Here is an 18,480-nt window from a genome sequence, read left to right on the forward strand (position 1 = left end):
GCAAAGATAACATAATGCAGTAATCTCAAAGCCTTTAATGAAGAAAGCCATCGGCTTTCTTAGTCAGAAATTTAATTTTAACATATATTTGCTTGAGAATAGCACACGAACTTCAATGAAAATAATTATTGCAGGTGCTGGTGAAGTAGGGTTTCATTTGGCCAAATTACTATCCTTTGAATCCCAGGACATCACACTTATCGATATCGATAAAGAAAATCTCAATTACGCAGATACCCATCTTGACATAAAAGTATTAAAAGGGGATGCCACCTCTATTTCAGTTTTAAAGGAAGCCCGGGTGGAAAATTCAGATCTGGTTATCGGGGTTACCGCTTCAGAAACCACGAACATCACCTTGTGTTTGCTCGCAAAGCAATTGGGTTGTAAACGTACCATTGCCAGGATTTCCAACACAGAATTTATTTACAATAAGGAAGAGCTTGGATTTGCGTCCCTGGGCATAGATGAACTTATTTCTCCGGAGCAACTCGCTGCGGAAGAGATTCAGTTGTTATTAGACCAGAGTGCTTTTAACGACAGTTATGAATTTGAAGACGGGGCCTTGATTATGGTGGGTACCAGTTTGCAGCGTACGGCACCATTTATTGGAAAAACCGTGAAGGAAGCTGCCAGTATATTTCCCGAGCTCCATTTTGTACCCATCGCCATACAGCGGTTCGGAACCCAGTACACCCTGATTCCGAGGGGAGATACCGTTTTTAAGGAAGGCGATCAGGCCTATTTTGTGACCTCCAAGGAAGGGGTGGACGAACTGTATAAGTTAACCGGGAAAACCCGGGAGGAGATCAGGAACGTAATGATACTCGGTGGTAGTAAGATCGGGTATAAGACCGCCCGGGATCTCTGTGAAAGCAAATTCAACGTTAAACTTATCGAGAAGGATAAGGTCAAGGCTTTTGATCTGGCCGATATGTTGCCAAATGCTTTGATCATTAACGGAGACGGACGCAATGTGGAGCTCCTGGAAGAGGAGGATATTGAAGATATGGACGCCTTTATTGCAGTTACAGGAAATTCGGAAACCAATATTATGTCCTGCCTGGTAGCCAAGTCCAAGAATATAAAGAAGACCATCGCCCTGGTTGAGAACATGGACTACTTCCAGTTGTCGCACTCTATCGGGATCGATACCCTGATCAATAAAAAACTATTGGCGGCAAATAATATCTTTCGCCATGTCAGAAGAGGCGAGGTAGTGGCACTCACCCGGTTAAACAATCTCAATGCGGAAATGCTTGAGTTTATCGTTAAGCCCTCCTCGGCAGTGAACGGGAAGGTTATTAAGGATCTCGATTTTCCAAGGTCGGCCATTATTGGTGGGGTTATCAGAAATGGGGAAGGAATCATCGCCTTGGGAGATTTTAAAATTCAGGCCGGTGATCGGGTAGTGGTGTGTTGCCTGCCGCGTTCGATCTCCAGGGTCGAAAAATTATTTTTCTGATTTTGATAAAGAAATTAAACACCCGGATCATTATTCACTTAATGGGGCTGCTTTTGCTCTTTAACGGGGTATTTATGCTGCTCGCTGCCCTGGTGAGTGCCCTCTATTCTGATGGATATACCATGGAGATCACCTTTGCGGGATTAACCACCATTATCCTGGGTACCCTGATGATGTACTATACCCGTGAACATAAAAAGGAGATCAAGAAACGGGAAGGATACATGATCGTTACCATGGGCTGGTTATCCATGTCCCTGGTGGGGATGCTTCCCTATCTCTTTACAGGAACCATTCCCTCGGTTACCGACGCTTTTTTCGAAACCATGAGCGGGTACACCACTACGGGGGCTTCAATCCTGAATGATATCGAGGTGCTTCCGGAAGGCATTCTTTTCTGGAGAAGCATGACGCACTGGATCGGTGGGATGGGGATCATTGTGCTTGCCATCGCCATTCTTCCACTTCTAGGGATCGGGGGTATGCAGCTGTTTGCTGCCGAAGCTCCGGGCCCCAGTGCCGATAAGCTTCACCCCCGGATTACCGATACGGCAAAACGCCTTTGGTTCATCTATGTGGGATATACGGTGGCAGAGACCATCCTGCTTAAGTTGGCGGGAATGGATTTCTTTGACGCCATGAATCACGCTATGGCTACGCTCTCCACCGGGGGCTTTTCAACAAAGAACGCCAGTCTTGCCTATTGGAATGACAATCCTCTGGTGCAGTATATCGTGATACTTTTCATGTTTCTTGCAGGAACCAACTTCGTTTTAAGTTACTATATGTTTAAGGGGAGGTTTTCCAAAATTTTCAGGGATAATGAATTCCGGTTTTATGCCCTGATCATCCTTATGGTTACTTTGGTGGCCACGGCATCTATTTATTTTCAGGCAGCTGTGGATGAGAGCGATTACCATCCCATGGTTTTTGGATCTGCAGAGAGTGCCTTCCGGCATGCTTTGTTCCAGGTGATTTCGGTAGTGACCACTACCGGATTCGTTTCGGCTGACTTTACCGGCTGGACGCCCTTCCTTACGGTGGTTTTCTTTGGATTGATGTTTCTTGGCGGGTCGGCCGGATCAACCTCAGGAGGGGTGAAGGTCGTGAGGCATATGCTGATGATCAAAAATGGCTTGCTCGAGTTTAAGAGAACCCTGCATCCCAACGCCATTATCCCGGTTCGGTTTAATGGTAAGATGGTGTCTGAAAATATTATTTTTAATATCCTCGGATTCTTTATACTCTATATGTTGCTGTTTATTATCGGGGCGCTCTTCCTGGGGGTGTTAGGACTCGATTTTGAAACAGCTATCGGGGGAGCAGCTTCTTCCCTTGGAAATGTAGGTCCTGCTTTCGGCGATCTGCACCCGCTGGCGAATTTCAGCGGACTGCCGGTTCTAGGCAAGTGGTGGTGTTCGTTTTTAATGCTTATAGGGCGTCTGGAAGTATTCACCGTACTGATACTGCTTTCGCCCATCTTCTGGAAAAAGATATAACCGGTTTACAGCCGGGTCATAAAACAAAAAAACGAGGCGCTAAGCCTCGTTTTTTTATGGTAATTATGAGCTGAGGATTCAGCTGAGTACTTCCTTGATTCTTTTAATGGCTTCCTGAAGTTCGGCCTCTGAAGCTGCATATGAAATACGTATACAGTTCGGGTTCCCGAAAGCTTCTCCGGTTACAGTGGCTACAAGCGCCTCTTCCAGGAGGAGCAGAGAGAAATCGGTCGCGTTATTGATCGTTTTTCCCTTAATGGTCTTACCGAAGTAATAAGAAATGTCAGGGAATACGTAGAACGCCCCTTCGGGTACATTGAGGTTCATGCCGGGAATCTCACCCAGGAGCTTTAACACAAGATCCCTGCGTTCATGGAACTTGTCTATCATATACTTGATATTGCTCACAGGAGCTTCGAGGGCAGCAATGGTAGCCCGCTGCGCAATACAATTGGCACCGCTGGTGATCTGCCCCTGAATTTTATTACAGGCTTTGGCGATATACTCAGGCGCGCCGATATAACCGATTCTCCATCCGGTCATGGCAAAAGCTTTTGAAACCCCGTTTACGGTTACTGTTCTGTCGTACATGCCTTCACAGGCAGCCATGCTGTGGTGCGCATTTTTGAAATTTATGTGTTCGTAAATTTCGTCGGATACCACAATGATGCCGGGGTGCTTTCGCAATACCACTGCCAGGGCCTCCAGCTCTTCTTTGCTGTATACCGAGCCGCTGGGGTTGCAGGGAGAGCTGTACCAAAGCATTTTGGTCTTTGGGGTAATAGCCTTTTCCAGTTGTTCCGGAGTCATTTTGAAATCGGTATCGATCGAGGTGGGAACCTCTACCGGAACCCCTTCTGCAAGCTTGACGATCTCCGAATAACTTACCCAATAGGGCGCAGGAAGGATCACCTCGTCGCCGGGGTTGATCACCGCCATTGCTACGTTAGCCAGTGATTGCTTGGCACCTGTAGATACCACGATCTGTCCCGGTTGGTAATCCAGGCCGTTGTCTCTTTTAAATTTTTTAATAATGGCCTGCTTCAGGTCGGCATAGCCGTCAACAGGAGAATAGCTGTTGTAATTCTGGTCGATCGCCTCTTTGGCAGCCTCCTTGATAAAGTCAGGGGTATTGAAGTCCGGTTCTCCTAAACTCAGACCAATAATGTCCTTTCCCTCAGATTTGAGTTCTCTGGCCTTGGCTGCCATAGCTAGGGTCGCAGAGGTACTCATTTGTAAGATCCTTTCAGATAAAGGGTTGCTCATAACGGATTTGAAATTTTTATTGATAAGCTAGTGTTGGTTTTTGCCCTAAAGCCTTCAGGTGCCTGAAATGAGAGAATATGGCTTTCCTGGTCGATTTGTATTCGTAGTAGGGCAAGTTGAACTCTTTTGCAGTTTCTTTGACAATCTTAGCGATTTCCGAATAATGCACGTGACTGATATTAGGAAATATATGATGTTCAACCTGGTGATTTAACCCTCCGGTAAACCAGTTAATGATCTTGTTCTTTGTTGCAAAATTCGACGTGGTAAACAATTGGTGTATAGCCCAGGTATTTTTGATGGTTCCCGTTTTATCGGGAGCAACAGTCTCGGTTTCCTCGACAATATGAGCCAGCTGAAATACGATGCTCAGAATAAGTCCGGCTGTGTAATGCATGGCAAAAAAGCCGATAAGAACCTTCCACCAGGCAATATCAAGAACCAGCATCGGGAGAACGATCCAGATGGTCAGGTAAATAACCTTGGTGATGATCAGGATGCTCCATTCTTTGGTCGGATTCGGGAAGCTTCCGTAAGACAGTTTTCTTTTCAGATAGCGACGCATCTGCTTAAAGTCGGTGGTGATCGCCCAGTTCAGGGTAAGAAGTCCGTACAGGAAAACAGAGTAAAAGTGCTGAAAACGGTGGAACCTGTGCCATGGAGCCTGCTTGGAAAAACGAATGATCCTTCCGGCATCCAGGTCTTCGTCATGTCCCGGGATATTGGTATATGTATGGTGAAGTACATTGTGCTGTACCTTCCAGTTGTATACGTTTCCGGCAAGGATGTAAATGCTGGCTCCCATGAGCTTATTGAGCCATTTTTTAGAAGAATAAGAACCGTGATTTCCGTCGTGCATCACGTTCATTCCCACGCCGGCCATTCCAATGCCAATAACGATGGTGAGCAATAGTTGCAGCCACTGGTTCATGTCCAGGGTCAGGATCAGAAAATAGGGGGTAAGGAAAAGGGAGAACATGACCACCGATTTGAGGTGGAGTTTCCAGTTTCCGGTTTTTTTAAGATTGTTCTCTTTGAAGTAATCGTTAACCCTGGAATTCAGGGTCTTGAAAAATTTAGCGGGATCTTTTCTTGAAAAGCGTACTGTGGATTGAATTCCTTCTTGCATAATTTAAAACCATTAGTCAATTAATGTGGCTCGTTCATTTCTTTGATTCGGGTGTACGAGCAAAGGACAAAAATAAGAATTAATGCAGAGAGCCTTCTTAATTATACGATAAAAAGGAACTTAAGATGTATTTTTGTGAAAAATTTCAGATTATGTCCTTGCAAGTCATACGTTCTTATTTCCCGGATCTCACCCCGGATCAGCTCCAACAGATCGAAGCCCTGGAAGGGCTTTACAAGGATTGGAATTCGAGGATCAACGTGGTGAGCAGGAAGGACATTGATGAGCTTTATATACGGCATGTCCTGCATTCCATGGGCATTGCCAAGGTGCAGGAATTTAAACCCGGAAGTGCTGTACTCGACGTGGGAACAGGGGGTGGATTTCCCGGAATTCCCCTGGCGATTCTCTTTCCGGAAACCAGGTTTCACCTCGTGGATGCCATCGGTAAGAAGATCAAGGTGGTTAATGCTGTGAGCGAAGCCCTGGGACTGGAAAATGTCACTGCATCACACGAACGGGCAGAAAAGTTGAAAGGGGAATTTGACTTTGTCGTGAGCAGGGCTGTTACCCGAATGCCGGATTTTGTGAAGTGGGTCAAGGGTAAAATAAAAAAAGATTCCGTTCATGAACTTAAAAACGGAATCCTCTATTTGAAAGGGGGAGATCTGAGTGAAGAACTTGCAGTGTACAAGAACGTTACCCTTTATGAACTCTCTGATTATTTTAAGGAGGACTTCTTTGAGACGAAAAAGGTGGTACATCTTCCGCTCAAATATAAGTCCTGATCTTTTAAAGTCGAAGTAGCGACTCGTAGCTATACCGGTAGCGGTCCAGGAATTTTCTTAAACCCCCACTAAGGCGATCGTACGCTGAGGCTTTTTGAGTATTGGTGTTGTTCTTCAACCGCTCCTCGAATCGCCTGATCTTTTTAAGCACAGCTGATTTTTTTCTGGCCACAAAAATGTGTTCCATCTCCGTGGTGTCAATACTTCCTGTACCCTCCTCGGTGCCTTCAAGAATGGAGTACTTTACACTTAAAATGCAGAATTTTTCGTCTTTTTTCATAATCACGGGGCTTTTGGTTCTTGTTAAAGATACAAAAAATTTACAATAAAGAAATATTGAGGTAACAATTACGTAACATTAAATTAACATTGGAAGCAGTTTGGAGAGCATTCGTTCAATTCTTGCTTCTGGGATCCGGATTCCAAAGGTTGAATTCCACGGGAGTTCGGGGAGGGTGTACCCCGGTAATTAAAGGATTTATATAGTTTGCTCAGGTTGATTTCCAGTGGGTGCAGGTAGTGGTTATGGCTGTTAAGTAGTTGAAGGGTTTTGTGCATGACGAATATAAGGCATTGAAAATCAGATGTTTTGCGTACATTCGGGGCGAACCAATAAATTTCAAAATGATGAGAACATGTAGAAAATATTACGGTCTGACCTTGCTTTTGTTTGTATTCCTTCTTCCTGGATGCAGTTCAGATGACGATGGAAACGATAATAACAATGGTGAAATCACGGAGGTAGATGCTACTACCTATGATCTGGCTGAGGTGAATGGATCCGGTGTTTTTGGTACTGCCCGAATTGCAGATATGAGTGATGGATCAGTGACTATCTCTCTTGATCTGGAAGGAACCCCATCCGGGGGTGAACACCCTGCTCATATTCATTTTAATACTGCTGCAGAAGGCGGAGGGATTGCCTTGACACTGGGTACGGTAGATGGAAGTTCGGGAGAGAGTACTATTAATGTGACTGAATTTGATGACGGTTCCGCGGTGACCTACCAGGATCTTCTGGATTATAACGGGTATATCAATGTTCATCTCAGTGCCAATGAACTCGAAACCATCGTGGCTCAGGGCGATATTGGTCAAAATGACCTTACGGGAACTGTTAAAACCTATCCGCTCTCTGAGCAGGCAGTAGCGGGGATTTCCGGTACGATAGAGTTCGCCGAGCGGGAGAACGGCACTGCGCTTGCTACCATTGCACTTACAGGTACGCCCGAAGGCGGATCTCATCCGGCGCATATTCATGAGAACGATGTGGCCACAGGGGGAGGTATCATTTTTACCTTTAATCCTGTAAGTGGTGATACCGGGATCAGCAGGACCCAGGTTGCTGAATTCGATAATGGCGACCCGCTAACCTATGCGGATATTCTGGAGGTGAATGGCTATGTGAATGTGCATCTCAGTGCAGAAGACCTGGGTACGCTGGTAGCCCAGGGGAATATCGGAAGCAATGAAGGAAACTAAGTCCGGAGGGACTGCCCCGGGTATTCTGAAGCCGGAATAATAGCAGGGGCTTTTAGCGCAGGAGGTTTAATTGAGCGGCCTTACATCTCGTAACCCTCTCATATAGGCAGATAAAAAAAGCCGGTAAATGAACTTACCGGCTTTTTTTGTTGGATATATCCTGATTATCCTAAGAAAGGATAGCGATAGTCTGTTGGAGAAACGAAGGTTTCCTTGATCAGTCTTGGAGAAACCCATCTCAGCAGGTTCTGCATAGATCCGGCCTTATCGTTGGTTCCTGATGCTCTGGCGCCACCGAAAGGTTGCTGACCTACCACAGCTCCGGTAGGTTTGTCGTTGATATAGAAGTTTCCGGCACTGTTCTGAAGGGCCTTGGTGGCTTCTTCAATGGTATAGCGGTCTGCTGAGAATACGGCACCTGTAAGTCCGTATTCAGAAGTGTTGTCAACCAGTTTAAGGGTCTCACTCCACTTTTGGTCTTCGTAAACATAAACAGTTACCACGGGTCCGAAGAGCTCGGTAGTCATGGTGACGTATTGCGGATCGGTGGTTACGATCACCGTGGGCTGTACAAAATACCCTTTGGATTTATCGTAGTTACCTCCGGCAAACACCTCTGCTTCCTTGTCTGCCTTTGCGCGATCTATAAAGCCGGCAAGCTTGTCAAAAGATCCTTCGTGAATCACCGCTGTAATAAAGTTCTCCATATTTTCAGGAGACCCCATCTTGAACGATTCAATATCTTTCTTTACAAAATCCAGAACTTCCTGTGCCAGCGATTTTGGCAGGTATACCCTGGATGCGGCACTACACTTTTGTCCCTGGAACTCAAATGCTCCCCGGGTTATTGCTGTTGCTACCTGTTTTGCATTGCTGCTGGGGTGTGCGATGATAAAATCTTTTCCACCGGTTTCTCCTACTATTCTCGGGTAGGTCTTATAGCGGTCTATGTTATTTCCGATCTTCTTCCAGAGTCCTTTAAATACCTCTGTAGATCCGGTAAAGTGAATTCCGGCAAAATCAGGGCTATCCAGGAGGGTGTCGGTAATCATGACAGGATCTCCGTAAACCACGTTGATCACCCCGTCAGGTAGTCCGGCTTCCTTGAGTACGTCTACGATTACTTTTGCAGAGAAGATCTGGTGGTCACTGGGTTTCCATACGACCACGTTCCCCATCATGGCTGCACTGGTAGGCAGGTTTCCGGCAATAGCGGTAAAATTAAAAGGAGTAATGGCGTATACGAATCCTTCCAGGGGTCTGTATTCTACACGATTCCAGATACCATCATCAGAAACGGGCTGGTCGCTGTAGATCTGAGTCATGTATTCCACATTAAACCTGAGGAAGTCAATGATCTCACAGGCAGCGTCAATCTCGGCCTGGTGAATGTTTTTAGACTGGGCGATCATCGTTGATGCGTTCATCTTATCCCTGTAAGGGCCTGCGATAAGGTCGGCAGCCTTAAGGAAGATGGCTGCGCGCTGTTCCCAACTCAGGTTTGCCCATTTCTCTCTGGCTTCAAGAGCAGTAGAGATGGCTTTCTCTACGTGATTCTTTTCTGCCAGGTGATAGGTTCCTACCACATGCTTGTGGTCGTGAGGAGGCGACATGGTTCGGGTATTCCCGGTTCTGATCTCTTCACTCCCTATATATAGAGGTACATCGACCGTGCTGTTATAAAATTCTTTGTACTGTTTTAATACAGATTCTCTCTCCGGAGACCCCGGGGCGTATGACCTTACAGGTTCATTTACAGCCACAGGAACTTGAAAAAATCCTTTTCCCATTCTTCTTTTCTTTTGAGATTTTACACTAGAGCAAATGTAGTGAATGGCCTTTGCTTAAAAAAATCAAAAGAAAGTTAAAGGAAATACTAATTTAAGGTGAAGGGAGCGCTTAGCCGAAAGGTGGGTACAATAACCCTGAAATGCCTGGTAGTAGCGTAGTTAATCATGACATAATGTCCTCTCATGGCCCCGATCGGAGAGGTGAGGAGGCATCCGGAACTATAGGTGTGGGTGTCTCCGGGGTGCAATACCGGTTTCTTGCCGATAACCCCTTCCCCGTCTACCACTTCTGTCTCGTTGAGCGCATCGAATATCTGCCAGTGCCTGGCGAGCAACTGGACGGGATCCTTGCTCTGGTTCTCGATGGTAATATGGTAGCCAAAGGCAAAATGCTTCCTGTAGTTCTTGAAGAATGTGCCTTCAAAACTGGTTCTTACAGAAATTTTTATGCCTTTCGTTACCTGAGTGATCATGAGATTAATAGGTCAAAGCACTTCCGGAAAGGAAGAGAATGATGCTTATGCTCACTAAAATTACAAAAATAGTGTTCAGGATCATGAATTTTACAATAGTTTTAAGACGTCCCTGCTGGTAGAATACCCTCATGGCCTTGTACAGGTAGAAGGAAAATACCAGGACTGCCACCCATAGCACATTCCAGTTCGTGATCCAGTCTACGATATAAGCAAAAATAAGAAGGATAATAAAGAGTGATTGCGAGTGAAAACTAAAGATGAGGTGGTCCATATAGCTGAAGTTACGTCTTATATAGATCAGCCAGATGAATAAGGCGAACAGGGGTAAAAAGAAAAATATAAAGAAAGGCAGTCTGGAAATGGTGGTGTTCAGGAAAGTTCCGGGTTCTTCTACAACCCTGTGCATGCTTTTTCCAATGCGAAAGGCCCAGAGTTCCGATCCCGTAAGCGGGGTGTTCAGCAACTTGCTTGCTTCCTCCGGGGTGGTGTAGTGTTCATTTTTTATGGTCCTGTAAAAGAACTCCGCTTTTTTGGCAAAGTGTTCAATGCCTGTTGCAGAATCCTGGAGGACCTCCCGGTAGTAGGTGATCGGATCGTTCTTGGCCAGGGAGTCTTTTCGGTGGTCCAGGGCTTCGAATATCCTTGCTGCCGATCGGATGGTGTCTATGGCTACATTTAAGGAATCTTTCAGGGCTTGTTTCTTCTCCGGGTTTTCAGGCATCCCGGTAATGATGCCACGGGATTCCAGGGAGTCTAATAGTTTAGCCTGGTCCTCCGTATCGAGCGCGTTAATGTCTACGGGTTCATTGTTTATTTTGTCCAGCCTTTCAAAGTCGGAGGATGAACCGAGCATTAAAAAGTAGATAATACACAGGCTTAGCAGGAACCTGAAGGGATTGGTGTAGGAGGCATGCTTTCCGTTGATGTATTCCCGGGTGATCTTTCCCGGTTTCAGAAGTAATGCTTTGAGCGTCTGTCGAAGCCTGGAGTCGTAGTTAACCAGGTTACCGAAGAACTCGTCGAAGAGGTCCCGCAAAGAGAGTTTCTTTACCGAGTTGATCTGTCCGCAGTTGGGGCAGTATTTGTCGCTGAGATCTAACGGGTGGTCGCAGTTGCGACAGCGATTGCTGCGGTATTTAAACTGTTTCCTGGCAGGTACGTAAGGAGGTCTTTTGGCAGGTTTGTTTTCCATGATCTAATTCGAGATGTTAACCGAACTGATATTTGCCATACCGATCACGCTGTCATACATGTCGCCGAAGTTCCGGTAATATACCAGAACCAGGTATTCATTCTCGGTTTCCCAGTGGTTGCCCGAAATCGCGTTATAATCGATACTTCCGTCCGGATTTCGTATCACGTATTTAAAGTTGTAGAACCCCTGTTTCAAAAACAGCGTGGTCTCCAGGGTGTTATTGTCGGCATTGAATTCCAGCTTATTTTCCTCTAGTAGTTCGTAATTGTTGAATTTGCCATACACATAGATATCCTGAAGCCCCAACCAGGGTTCATAGTCAAGGCTAAAATGTACAAAGGAGTAATCGGCTTCACTATTTTGGTCATTTTGAACCCCCTCTCCTAACCGTACCCTGAAATCCCCGTTGATGTCGGGGAAGTAGGTGTATATCTTATCGCGCCGGATTTCATTCGTGTAAAGGTAGTGGTGGTAGCGGTTTTTAAGTTCTACCCCGGCAACTGTATTGGTGGCTGTACGGATATCCTTGGTGTCCATGTTTAAATACTCGTTACCTCCTTCAAAACTGGTTTCCTTTTCGTATTTGTACAAGAGCTGGCTTCCCGAGATAAACTGAGGGCTGATGTGGTGTTTGGCGGTGTTGAAGTTGCTGTTTTGCAGGATGCTTACCTTGACCTCCTGCAGGGGGTTTACCAGGTCAAAATCGCCGGCATTTACCGTAAATTCGATGCGTTGCCCTGTATTGATCATATCGAAGTCACGCGGTCTTTTAGCTACCCCGCCAACACCTACGGCGTTTTTATAAATGATGAATCGGCGCGAAAATACCAGTTGATCTTTGTTGTCATATATTTTCAGAATGTAATTTCCGCTTAACCTGAATCCGGTGAATCGGTTTGGGAGTTCAAGGCGGTAAGCAGTATAGGGCTGAAGGGATGCCAGGGAGTTGTCGTATTGGATGATGCGCTGGTTGTCCAGTCCGTCCAGGTATTGGTTCTTGATCAGGTTAGAGGGGGTCCAGTCGTAATTGCAATGGATAATGCGATAGTAGTAGTCGGCCTCATCTGCATAGAGGTCATCGAAAGTGAGGGTCATTTTTTCGCCCAGTTGTACCAGGGGGAACTGAGCCGCGTTGTTGGTGCCCTGGAATACTACAGAGCGAATATTTTCGGGGGGAGCCACCTCAATTTGTGTCTGCCCGAAAACCACAGCTAACCCGTGAAAGAATAATATGACGGTACCGATAAGGTTACGCATGTATGCCGGTATTTTTTTTCTAAAGATAAACAAATTTAAAAGTGCTTTTTCTCAGGCTTTTCCTTCTCCAAAAATATAGGGTTTTATTATGGCAACAATCTTATAATTATTAAATTTGCACGGATTTTTGAGTTAACTAATTTCATTAGATAAATAGCATGTCAAACGACATTAAGATTAGAAAAGGCTTAGATATTAAGCTTAAAGGTGTGGCAGAGAAAACAATATCTGTTGCTCCCAGGTCTAAGAAGTTCGCTATTAAACCCACCGATTTTCACGGTGTTACCCCTAAAATGGTACTAAAAGAAGGTGCTTCCGTTAAGGCGGGAGAGGTGATCTTCTTTTCCAAGTACAGCGATCGCGTTAAGTTTGTTTCGCCTGTAAGTGGTACGCTTTCGGAAATTCGCAGAGGTGCTAAGCGAAGAATTTTAGAAGTAGTTATTGACGCAGATGCGGAAGATACCTTTATGGAACACGGTTCCAGGGATATCTCCAAGATGTCTGGAGAAGAGGTAAAGGAGCATATGCTTGAAGGAGGCTGCTGGCCTTTTATCAAGCAACGTCCTTATGATATCATTGCTAACCCGGAGGAGGCGCCTAAGGCTATCTTCGTTTCGGCGATGAATACCGCCCCTCTTTCTGCAGACGTGGAGTTTCTTCTGAAGGATCGTCTGGATGATTTTAAGCTCGGGCTTGAAGCTATTTCCAAACTTAGCAGTGGCAAGACCCATGTGTCTGTCGCCGGCGGAGGAAGTGGTTTGCTCGACGGCATCTCAGGAGTCGAACTTCACAAGGTGAACGGACCGCACCCTGCCGGTAATGTCGGGGTTCAGATCCATCATGTCGATCCGATCAATTTCGGAGAGCGCGTATGGGTTGTGGGGCCGGAAGATGTAGCTATCATTGGAGCTTTTTTCCGAACCGGAAAGTTCCAGGCCGACCGTCTGTTGGCGGTGGCGGGAACCGAAGCGCCAAATGCACAATATTATAAAATGCGTATCGGGTCAAATGTGTTGGACCTGGTAGGGAAAATACCCTCGTCAGTGCGTATTATCAGTGGGGATGTGCTCACTGGAGACCAGCTGGCAAATAACGGGTTTGTAGGGTACTACCACAATGTGCTCACCCTGATCCCGGAAGGTAAGGATCATCGTATGTTTGGATGGATGCCATTTATGGATAACCATATCCCGAGTATGTCGCGTACATCGCTTTCCTGGTTGTTCCCGAACAAGCGCTATAAGGTAAATACCAACCTCAATGGGGAAGAGCGTGCCTTGGTGGTGACCGGGGAAATGGAAAAGGTGATGCCTATGGATATTTACCCGATGCAACTGCTGAAGGAATGTATGGCGTCGAATATCGAAAAGATGGAGAATCTTGGAATTTACGAGGTGGCTCCTGAAGATTTCGCGCTTATCGATTATACGAATACCTCAAAAATTGAAGCCCAGGTTATTATCAGGGAGGCACTTGACCTGATGATAAAAGAAGTGGGTTAAAAAAGGAAGCTATGAGTTTTTTAAGAAAAAAGTTAGATGAATTAAGAAGGCCCTTTGATAAGGGTCAGAAGTGGGAGAAGTTTGCTCCTGCCTTTAACGCGTTCGATACCTTTTTGTTCGTACCTGATCATACGACCAAAAAAGGAGCTCATATCAGGGATGCTGTGGATTTAAAGCGAACCATGATTACCGTGGTGCTGGCACTGCTTCCTGCACTGTTCTTCGGTATTTATAATACCGGGTATCAGTATTTCTCTCAGACCGGAGAGGCCTTTACTTTTATGGATGCCTTCCTGCACGGAGCCTGGAAGATCGTACCAATGATCGTGGTTTCCTATGCTGTGGGTCTGGGTATTGAATTTATTTTTGCGATCTATCGCGGTCACGAGGTGAATGAAGGGTACCTGGTAACAGGATTGCTTATTCCTATGATCATGCCTGTGGATATTCCGCTTTGGATGGTGGCAGTTTCTGTAGCCTTCGCGGTATTGATCGGGAAAGAGGCTTTCGGAGGAACAGGGATGAACATCCTCAATCCTGCCCTTATGGCACGTGCCTTTGCCTTCTTTGCTTACCCGACCTATATGTCCGGTAACAAGGTGTGGGTTTCCGAAGCCAGCAGCGTTGATGCCATCTCCGGAGAAACCATCCTGGGATCTCTTGCAGCTGGGAAAGAGGTGACCTATAATATGTGGAGTATGTTCGCCGGATCCATTCCAGGATCCATTGGAGAAACTTCTACCCTGTGGATCGTCGTGGGCGCCCTTATCCTAATCGCTACCGGCGTTGGTAGCTGGAGGATCATGATTGGTGGTATTGTAGGAGCAGCCGTTATGGGATTCCTGTTCAACATCTGGGGCGCAAATGCCCTTATGAGCTTTCCATGGTACCAGCACCTGATCGTCGGAGGTTTTGCCTTCGGGATCGTATTTATGGCTACCGACCCGGTGTCTGCTGCACAAACCTTTAAAGGGAAATGGATCTATGGGGTCCTGATCGGGGTGTTCAGTATCATGATCAGGGTGTTTAACCCGGCCTATCCTGAAGGGGTTATGCTGGCAATACTGCTGATGAATGTATTCGCACCTACCATTGATCACTACGTGATCGAGGCCAATATCAAGAGAAGAAAGAAACGATTGGCAACTGTAACCGCAAAATCCGCTTAATTATGAACAGAGACAGTAACGCGTATACATTTATTTTTGCCGCTGTTATGGTGATCGTGGTTGCATCGGCTCTCGCCATTGCAGCAACCTCCCTGCAGCCTATGCAGGCGGAAAATGTACGTAAAGAGAAAATGCAAAATATCCTTTCTACGATCGGAATCGAAGTAGAAAGAGACCAGGCAGAACAAGAATTCAATGCCTATATTAAGGAAGAGATCGCACTGACCTCCGAAGGTGATATTGATGAAAGCGTGAACGCCTTTAATATTGACCTGGCCAAGGAGTTGAAGAAGCCTGTGGAAGAGCAGCGCTTTCCACTGTACAGGGCTGAGGTAGACGGAAAGTCATATTTCATTATCCCGCTTCGCGGAGCCGGACTTTGGGATGCGATCTGGGGATATATTTCCCTGGAAGACGATATCAATACCATTAAAGGAGCCGTTTTCGACCATAAAGGGGAAACTCCCGGACTTGGTGCAGAGATCACTCAAAGCTGGTTCGAGGAACGTTTTCAGGAAGAAAAGATCTTCGATCCGGAAAGTGGTGATTTTGTTGGGGTAACTGTAATGAAAGGATACTCCGGAGGTAACGATAAGAATGACAATGCCATTGATGCCATCTCAGGTGCGACCATTACCGGTGACGGGGTTACCGATATGATCTACAACAGGCTGCAATACTATCTGCCTTACCTTAAAGAAAAGAACGTTAAAGTAGCATTAAATAACTAATTATGGCCAATAAGAAAGATAACAAAGAGAAGTCTCCTTTGGTGCTTTTCGTTGCCGAAGAAAAGGAGCCGTTATTCTCTAAAAAGAACCGAAAGTTATTGACGGATCCGCTGGACGATAATAACCCTATTACCGTACAGGTACTGGGAATTTGTTCGGCCCTGGCAATTACGGTGCAATTAAAACCGGCCATAGTTATGGCAATCGCGGTAATGGCTGTAATGGCCTTTGCCAACATGATCATCTCCATGATTCGTAACCTGATCCCGAACAGGATCCGGATTATCGTTCAGCTGGTGGTGGTTGCTGCCCTGGTAATTCTTGTAGACCAGGTGTTAAAAGCCTTTGCCTATGATGTGAGTAAGGAACTTTCCGTATTCGTCGGACTTATCATTACCAACTGTATTGTAATGGGTCGTCTGGAAGCTTTTGCCCTGGGTAACGGGGTATGGAAATCCTTTCTTGACGGAATCGGAAATGCTGCCGGTTACGGACTGATCCTGGTGATCGTTGCCTTCTTCAGGGAATTGTTGGGATCCGGGAAACTTTTCGGATTCGAGGTACTGGGACATAAAGGCGCTACCCTGGCAGAGTCTACCGGACTGTACGCCCTTGGATATGAAAACAACGGTTTGATGCTGTTGTCTCCTGCAGCCCTTTTGGTGGTTGGAGTACTGATCTGGGTACAGCGTTCCAGAAACAGAAAATTAATTGAAAAGAACTAAGCTCCGGGCTTAATAAAATAACAGAAGAATGGATTACGTAAATCTTTTTGTCAGAAGTATTTTTATAGAAAACATGGTTTTCGCTTACTTCCTGGGAATGTGTTCCTATCTGGCGGTATCGAAAACTGTGAATACAGCAGTGGGGCTTGGAGCTGCGGTAATCTTCGTATTATCGATCACAGTTCCCATTAACTTTTTGCTGGATAACTACCTGCTTCGTCCGGGAGCCCTTTCCTGGATGGGTGAGGAGTATGCCAGTATCGACCTGAGCTTCCTGAGTTTTATCATGTTCATTGCGGTGATCGCATCCATGGTGCAGCTGGTGGAAATGATCGTGGAACGATTTGCTCCGGCACTTTACGGTGCTCTGGGAATCTTCCTTCCGCTTATCGCGGTAAACTGTGCTATCCTTGGTGGATCGCTCTTTATGCAGCAAAAGGACTTCGCCGGAATCGGGGAAGCCGCTACTTACGGTCTGGGTTCAGGAATCGGATGGTTCCTTGCGATCCTAGCCATTGCCGCCATTCGGGAGAAGATTACCTATTCGAATGTACCTGCACCCCTTAGAGGTCTTGGGATCACCTTTATTATTACAGGACTTATGGCCTTAGGGTTCATGAGTTTTATGGGAATTAAATTATAATAAATCATTAGTTAAGAAAGAATGGATTATTCAGTAATCATAGCGAGTTTAGTAGTATTTCTGGTGCTGGTATTTGCCCTTGTGGCGATCCTGCTCGGAGCAAAAGCCAAACTGGTTCCCTCAGGTCCTGTGACCCTCAAGATCAACGGGGAAAAAGATGTGGAGGTTTCTTCCGGAGGAACACTGCTTTCAACTCTTGGAGATAATAAAATTTTCCTGCCTTCTGCCTGTGGAGGAGGGGGTACCTGTATCCAGTGTAAGTGTGTTGTTAAGGAAGGTGGAGGAGAGATCCTTCCTACCGAGGCTCCTCACTTTACCCGGAAGGAAATTGCCGAAGGCTGGCGATTGGGATGCCAGGTAAAGGTTAAACAGGATATGGTTATCCAGGTGCCTGAAGAGGTATTTGGAATTAAAAAGTGGGAGGCTGAGGTTGTTCGTAACTGGAACGTGGCTTCGTTTATTAAAGAATTCGTGGTGCGTATTCCTGAAGATATGGATTACGAGGCCGGAGGATATATCCAGATCGAGATCCCTCCTTGTGAGGTGAGTTACAGGGAAATTGATATCACCGCCCACCCCGAAGAGCACGATGATCCTAAGAAATTCCAGTTGGAATGGGATAAATTCGATCTGTGGCCTTTGGTGATGAAAAATACCGAGACCGTAGAGCGCGCCTATTCGATGGCTTCTTACCCTGCCGAAGGTAGAGACATTATGCTCAATGTGCGTATTGCCACCCCGCCATGGGATCGTAGTAAGAACGGTTGGATGGATGTAAATCCGGGAATCGCTTCTTCATATATCTTTTCCCGTAAACCGGGAGATAAGGTAACCATTTCAGGGCCTTATGGAGAATTCTTTATCAACCACAGTGAGGCAGAAATGCTTTATGTTGGTGGTGGTGCCGGAATGGCTCCAATGCGATCGCACCTGTACCACCTGTTCAAAACCCTTGAAACAGGAAGAAAAGTTACCTACTGGTATGGTGGTCGTTCAAAAAGGGAATTGTTCTATATCGAACACTTCAGAGCCCTGGAGCGTGACTTCCCGAACTTTAAGTTCTATATCGCCCTTTCAGAGCCTCTGGAGGAAGATAACTGGAAAGTGAAGGATGGCCTTGATGGAGAAGGAGATGGGTTTGTAGGATTTGTACACCAGGTGGTTATTGACAATTACCTGAACCATCACGATGCTCCTGAGGATATTGAATTCTATTTCTGTGGACCGCCTTTGATGAACAAGGCTGTGGAGAAGATGTGTGAGGACTTCGGAGTTCCGCCGGAAAATGTAAGATTCGATGACTTTGGAGGTTAATCCTTTTAAAGTATTTAATTAATAAATATAAGCCGGCACTTTCTGTGTC

At 45.9% G+C, this 18,480-nt stretch carries 17 protein-coding genes; 10 read left to right on the top strand and 7 right to left on the bottom strand.

Going from position 1 to position 18,480, the window contains the following annotated elements:
• Positions 1–115 precede the first annotated feature (115 nt).
• Complete coding sequence (gene trkA / locus K7R11_RS06475; RefSeq protein ID WP_224489598.1) at positions 116–1,465, top strand: Trk system potassium transporter TrkA; 1,350 nt, start codon at positions 116–118, stop codon at positions 1,463–1,465.
• A gap of 41 nt (positions 1,466–1,506) precedes the next feature.
• On the top strand, positions 1,507–2,964 hold the full coding sequence (locus K7R11_RS06480; protein WP_224490227.1) for a TrkH family potassium uptake protein: 1,458 nt from the start codon (positions 1,507–1,509) through the stop codon (positions 2,962–2,964).
• A 78-nt stretch (positions 2,965–3,042) separates the two neighbouring features.
• Here K7R11_RS06480 and K7R11_RS06485 read toward each other — a convergent pair whose 3' ends face one another.
• The gene (locus K7R11_RS06485) at positions 3,043–4,230 is read right to left on the bottom strand and encodes a pyridoxal phosphate-dependent aminotransferase (protein WP_224489599.1); all 1,188 of its coding nucleotides are present in this window, start codon (positions 4,228–4,230) and stop codon (positions 3,043–3,045) included.
• Between the two features lie 16 nt (positions 4,231–4,246).
• Positions 4,247–5,359, bottom strand: a complete 1,113-nt coding sequence (locus tag K7R11_RS06490) for a fatty acid desaturase family protein (protein WP_224489600.1) — start codon at positions 5,357–5,359, stop codon at positions 4,247–4,249.
• Positions 5,360–5,511: 152 nt separating this feature from the next.
• On the opposite strand from K7R11_RS06490, the gene rsmG reads away from it, so the two are divergent.
• Complete coding sequence (gene rsmG, locus K7R11_RS06495; protein ID WP_224489601.1) at positions 5,512–6,147, top strand: 16S rRNA (guanine(527)-N(7))-methyltransferase RsmG; 636 nt, start codon at positions 5,512–5,514, stop codon at positions 6,145–6,147.
• Positions 6,148–6,151: 4 nt separating this feature from the next.
• On the opposite strand, the gene K7R11_RS06500 is transcribed toward rsmG, so the two are convergent.
• A complete protein-coding gene (locus tag K7R11_RS06500; RefSeq protein WP_224489602.1) occupies positions 6,152–6,427 on the bottom strand; it encodes a hypothetical protein in 276 nt (91 codons plus the stop codon).
• A gap of 347 nt (positions 6,428–6,774) precedes the next feature.
• Between K7R11_RS06500 and K7R11_RS06505 the strand changes: the two genes are divergently transcribed.
• Positions 6,775–7,629 (top strand): CHRD domain-containing protein, encoded by an 855-nt coding sequence (locus tag K7R11_RS06505; RefSeq protein WP_224489603.1) that lies wholly within the window; start codon positions 6,775–6,777, stop codon positions 7,627–7,629.
• Between the two features lie 164 nt (positions 7,630–7,793).
• Here K7R11_RS06505 and pruA read toward each other — a convergent pair whose 3' ends face one another.
• The 4 genes from pruA to K7R11_RS06525 form a co-directional block, all read right to left on the bottom strand.
• A complete protein-coding gene (gene pruA, locus K7R11_RS06510; protein ID WP_224489604.1) occupies positions 7,794–9,419 on the bottom strand; it encodes an L-glutamate gamma-semialdehyde dehydrogenase in 1,626 nt (541 codons plus the stop codon).
• Between the two features lie 86 nt (positions 9,420–9,505).
• On the bottom strand, positions 9,506–9,892 hold the full coding sequence (gene apaG, locus K7R11_RS06515) for a Co2+/Mg2+ efflux protein ApaG (protein WP_224489605.1): 387 nt from the start codon (positions 9,890–9,892) through the stop codon (positions 9,506–9,508).
• Between the two features lie 4 nt (positions 9,893–9,896).
• Positions 9,897–11,087 (bottom strand): DUF3667 domain-containing protein, encoded by a 1,191-nt coding sequence (locus tag K7R11_RS06520; protein WP_224489606.1) that lies wholly within the window; start codon positions 11,085–11,087, stop codon positions 9,897–9,899.
• A gap of 3 nt (positions 11,088–11,090) precedes the next feature.
• Positions 11,091–12,347 carry a type IX secretion system plug protein gene (locus tag K7R11_RS06525; protein WP_224489607.1) on the bottom strand — a complete coding sequence of 419 codons (1,257 nt, stop codon included), beginning with the start codon at positions 12,345–12,347 and terminating at the stop codon, positions 11,091–11,093.
• 158 nt (positions 12,348–12,505) lie between these two features.
• Here K7R11_RS06525 and K7R11_RS06530 point away from each other — a divergent pair, with 158 nt between their 5' ends.
• The 6 genes from K7R11_RS06530 to nqrF are packed head-to-tail and all read left to right on the top strand — an operon-like array spanning position 12,506 to position 18,431.
• The gene (locus tag K7R11_RS06530) at positions 12,506–13,849 is read left to right on the top strand and encodes a Na(+)-translocating NADH-quinone reductase subunit A (protein ID WP_224489608.1); all 1,344 of its coding nucleotides are present in this window, start codon (positions 12,506–12,508) and stop codon (positions 13,847–13,849) included.
• 11 nt (positions 13,850–13,860) lie between these two features.
• Positions 13,861–15,018 carry an NADH:ubiquinone reductase (Na(+)-transporting) subunit B gene (locus K7R11_RS06535; protein WP_224489610.1) on the top strand — a complete coding sequence of 386 codons (1,158 nt, stop codon included), beginning with the start codon at positions 13,861–13,863 and terminating at the stop codon, positions 15,016–15,018.
• A gap of 2 nt (positions 15,019–15,020) precedes the next feature.
• On the top strand, positions 15,021–15,749 hold the full coding sequence (gene nqrC, locus K7R11_RS06540; protein WP_224489612.1) for an NADH:ubiquinone reductase (Na(+)-transporting) subunit C: 729 nt from the start codon (positions 15,021–15,023) through the stop codon (positions 15,747–15,749).
• 2 nt (positions 15,750–15,751) lie between these two features.
• Entirely contained in the window at positions 15,752–16,474 is a 723-nt protein-coding gene (locus tag K7R11_RS06545; protein WP_224489614.1) for an NADH:ubiquinone reductase (Na(+)-transporting) subunit D, read from the top strand.
• Between the two features lie 28 nt (positions 16,475–16,502).
• Positions 16,503–17,117, top strand: coding sequence for an NADH:ubiquinone reductase (Na(+)-transporting) subunit E (nqrE, locus tag K7R11_RS06550; protein ID WP_224489616.1), 615 nt, complete (start codon positions 16,503–16,505; stop codon positions 17,115–17,117).
• A gap of 21 nt (positions 17,118–17,138) precedes the next feature.
• Entirely contained in the window at positions 17,139–18,431 is a 1,293-nt protein-coding gene (nqrF, locus tag K7R11_RS06555; protein WP_224489618.1) for an NADH:ubiquinone reductase (Na(+)-transporting) subunit F, read from the top strand.
• The last annotated feature ends 49 nt before the right edge of the window (positions 18,432–18,480 follow it).

Source organism: Robertkochia flava (assembly GCF_020166515.1).
In the GTDB taxonomy this organism is placed as follows: domain Bacteria; phylum Bacteroidota; class Bacteroidia; order Flavobacteriales; family Flavobacteriaceae; genus Robertkochia; species Robertkochia flava.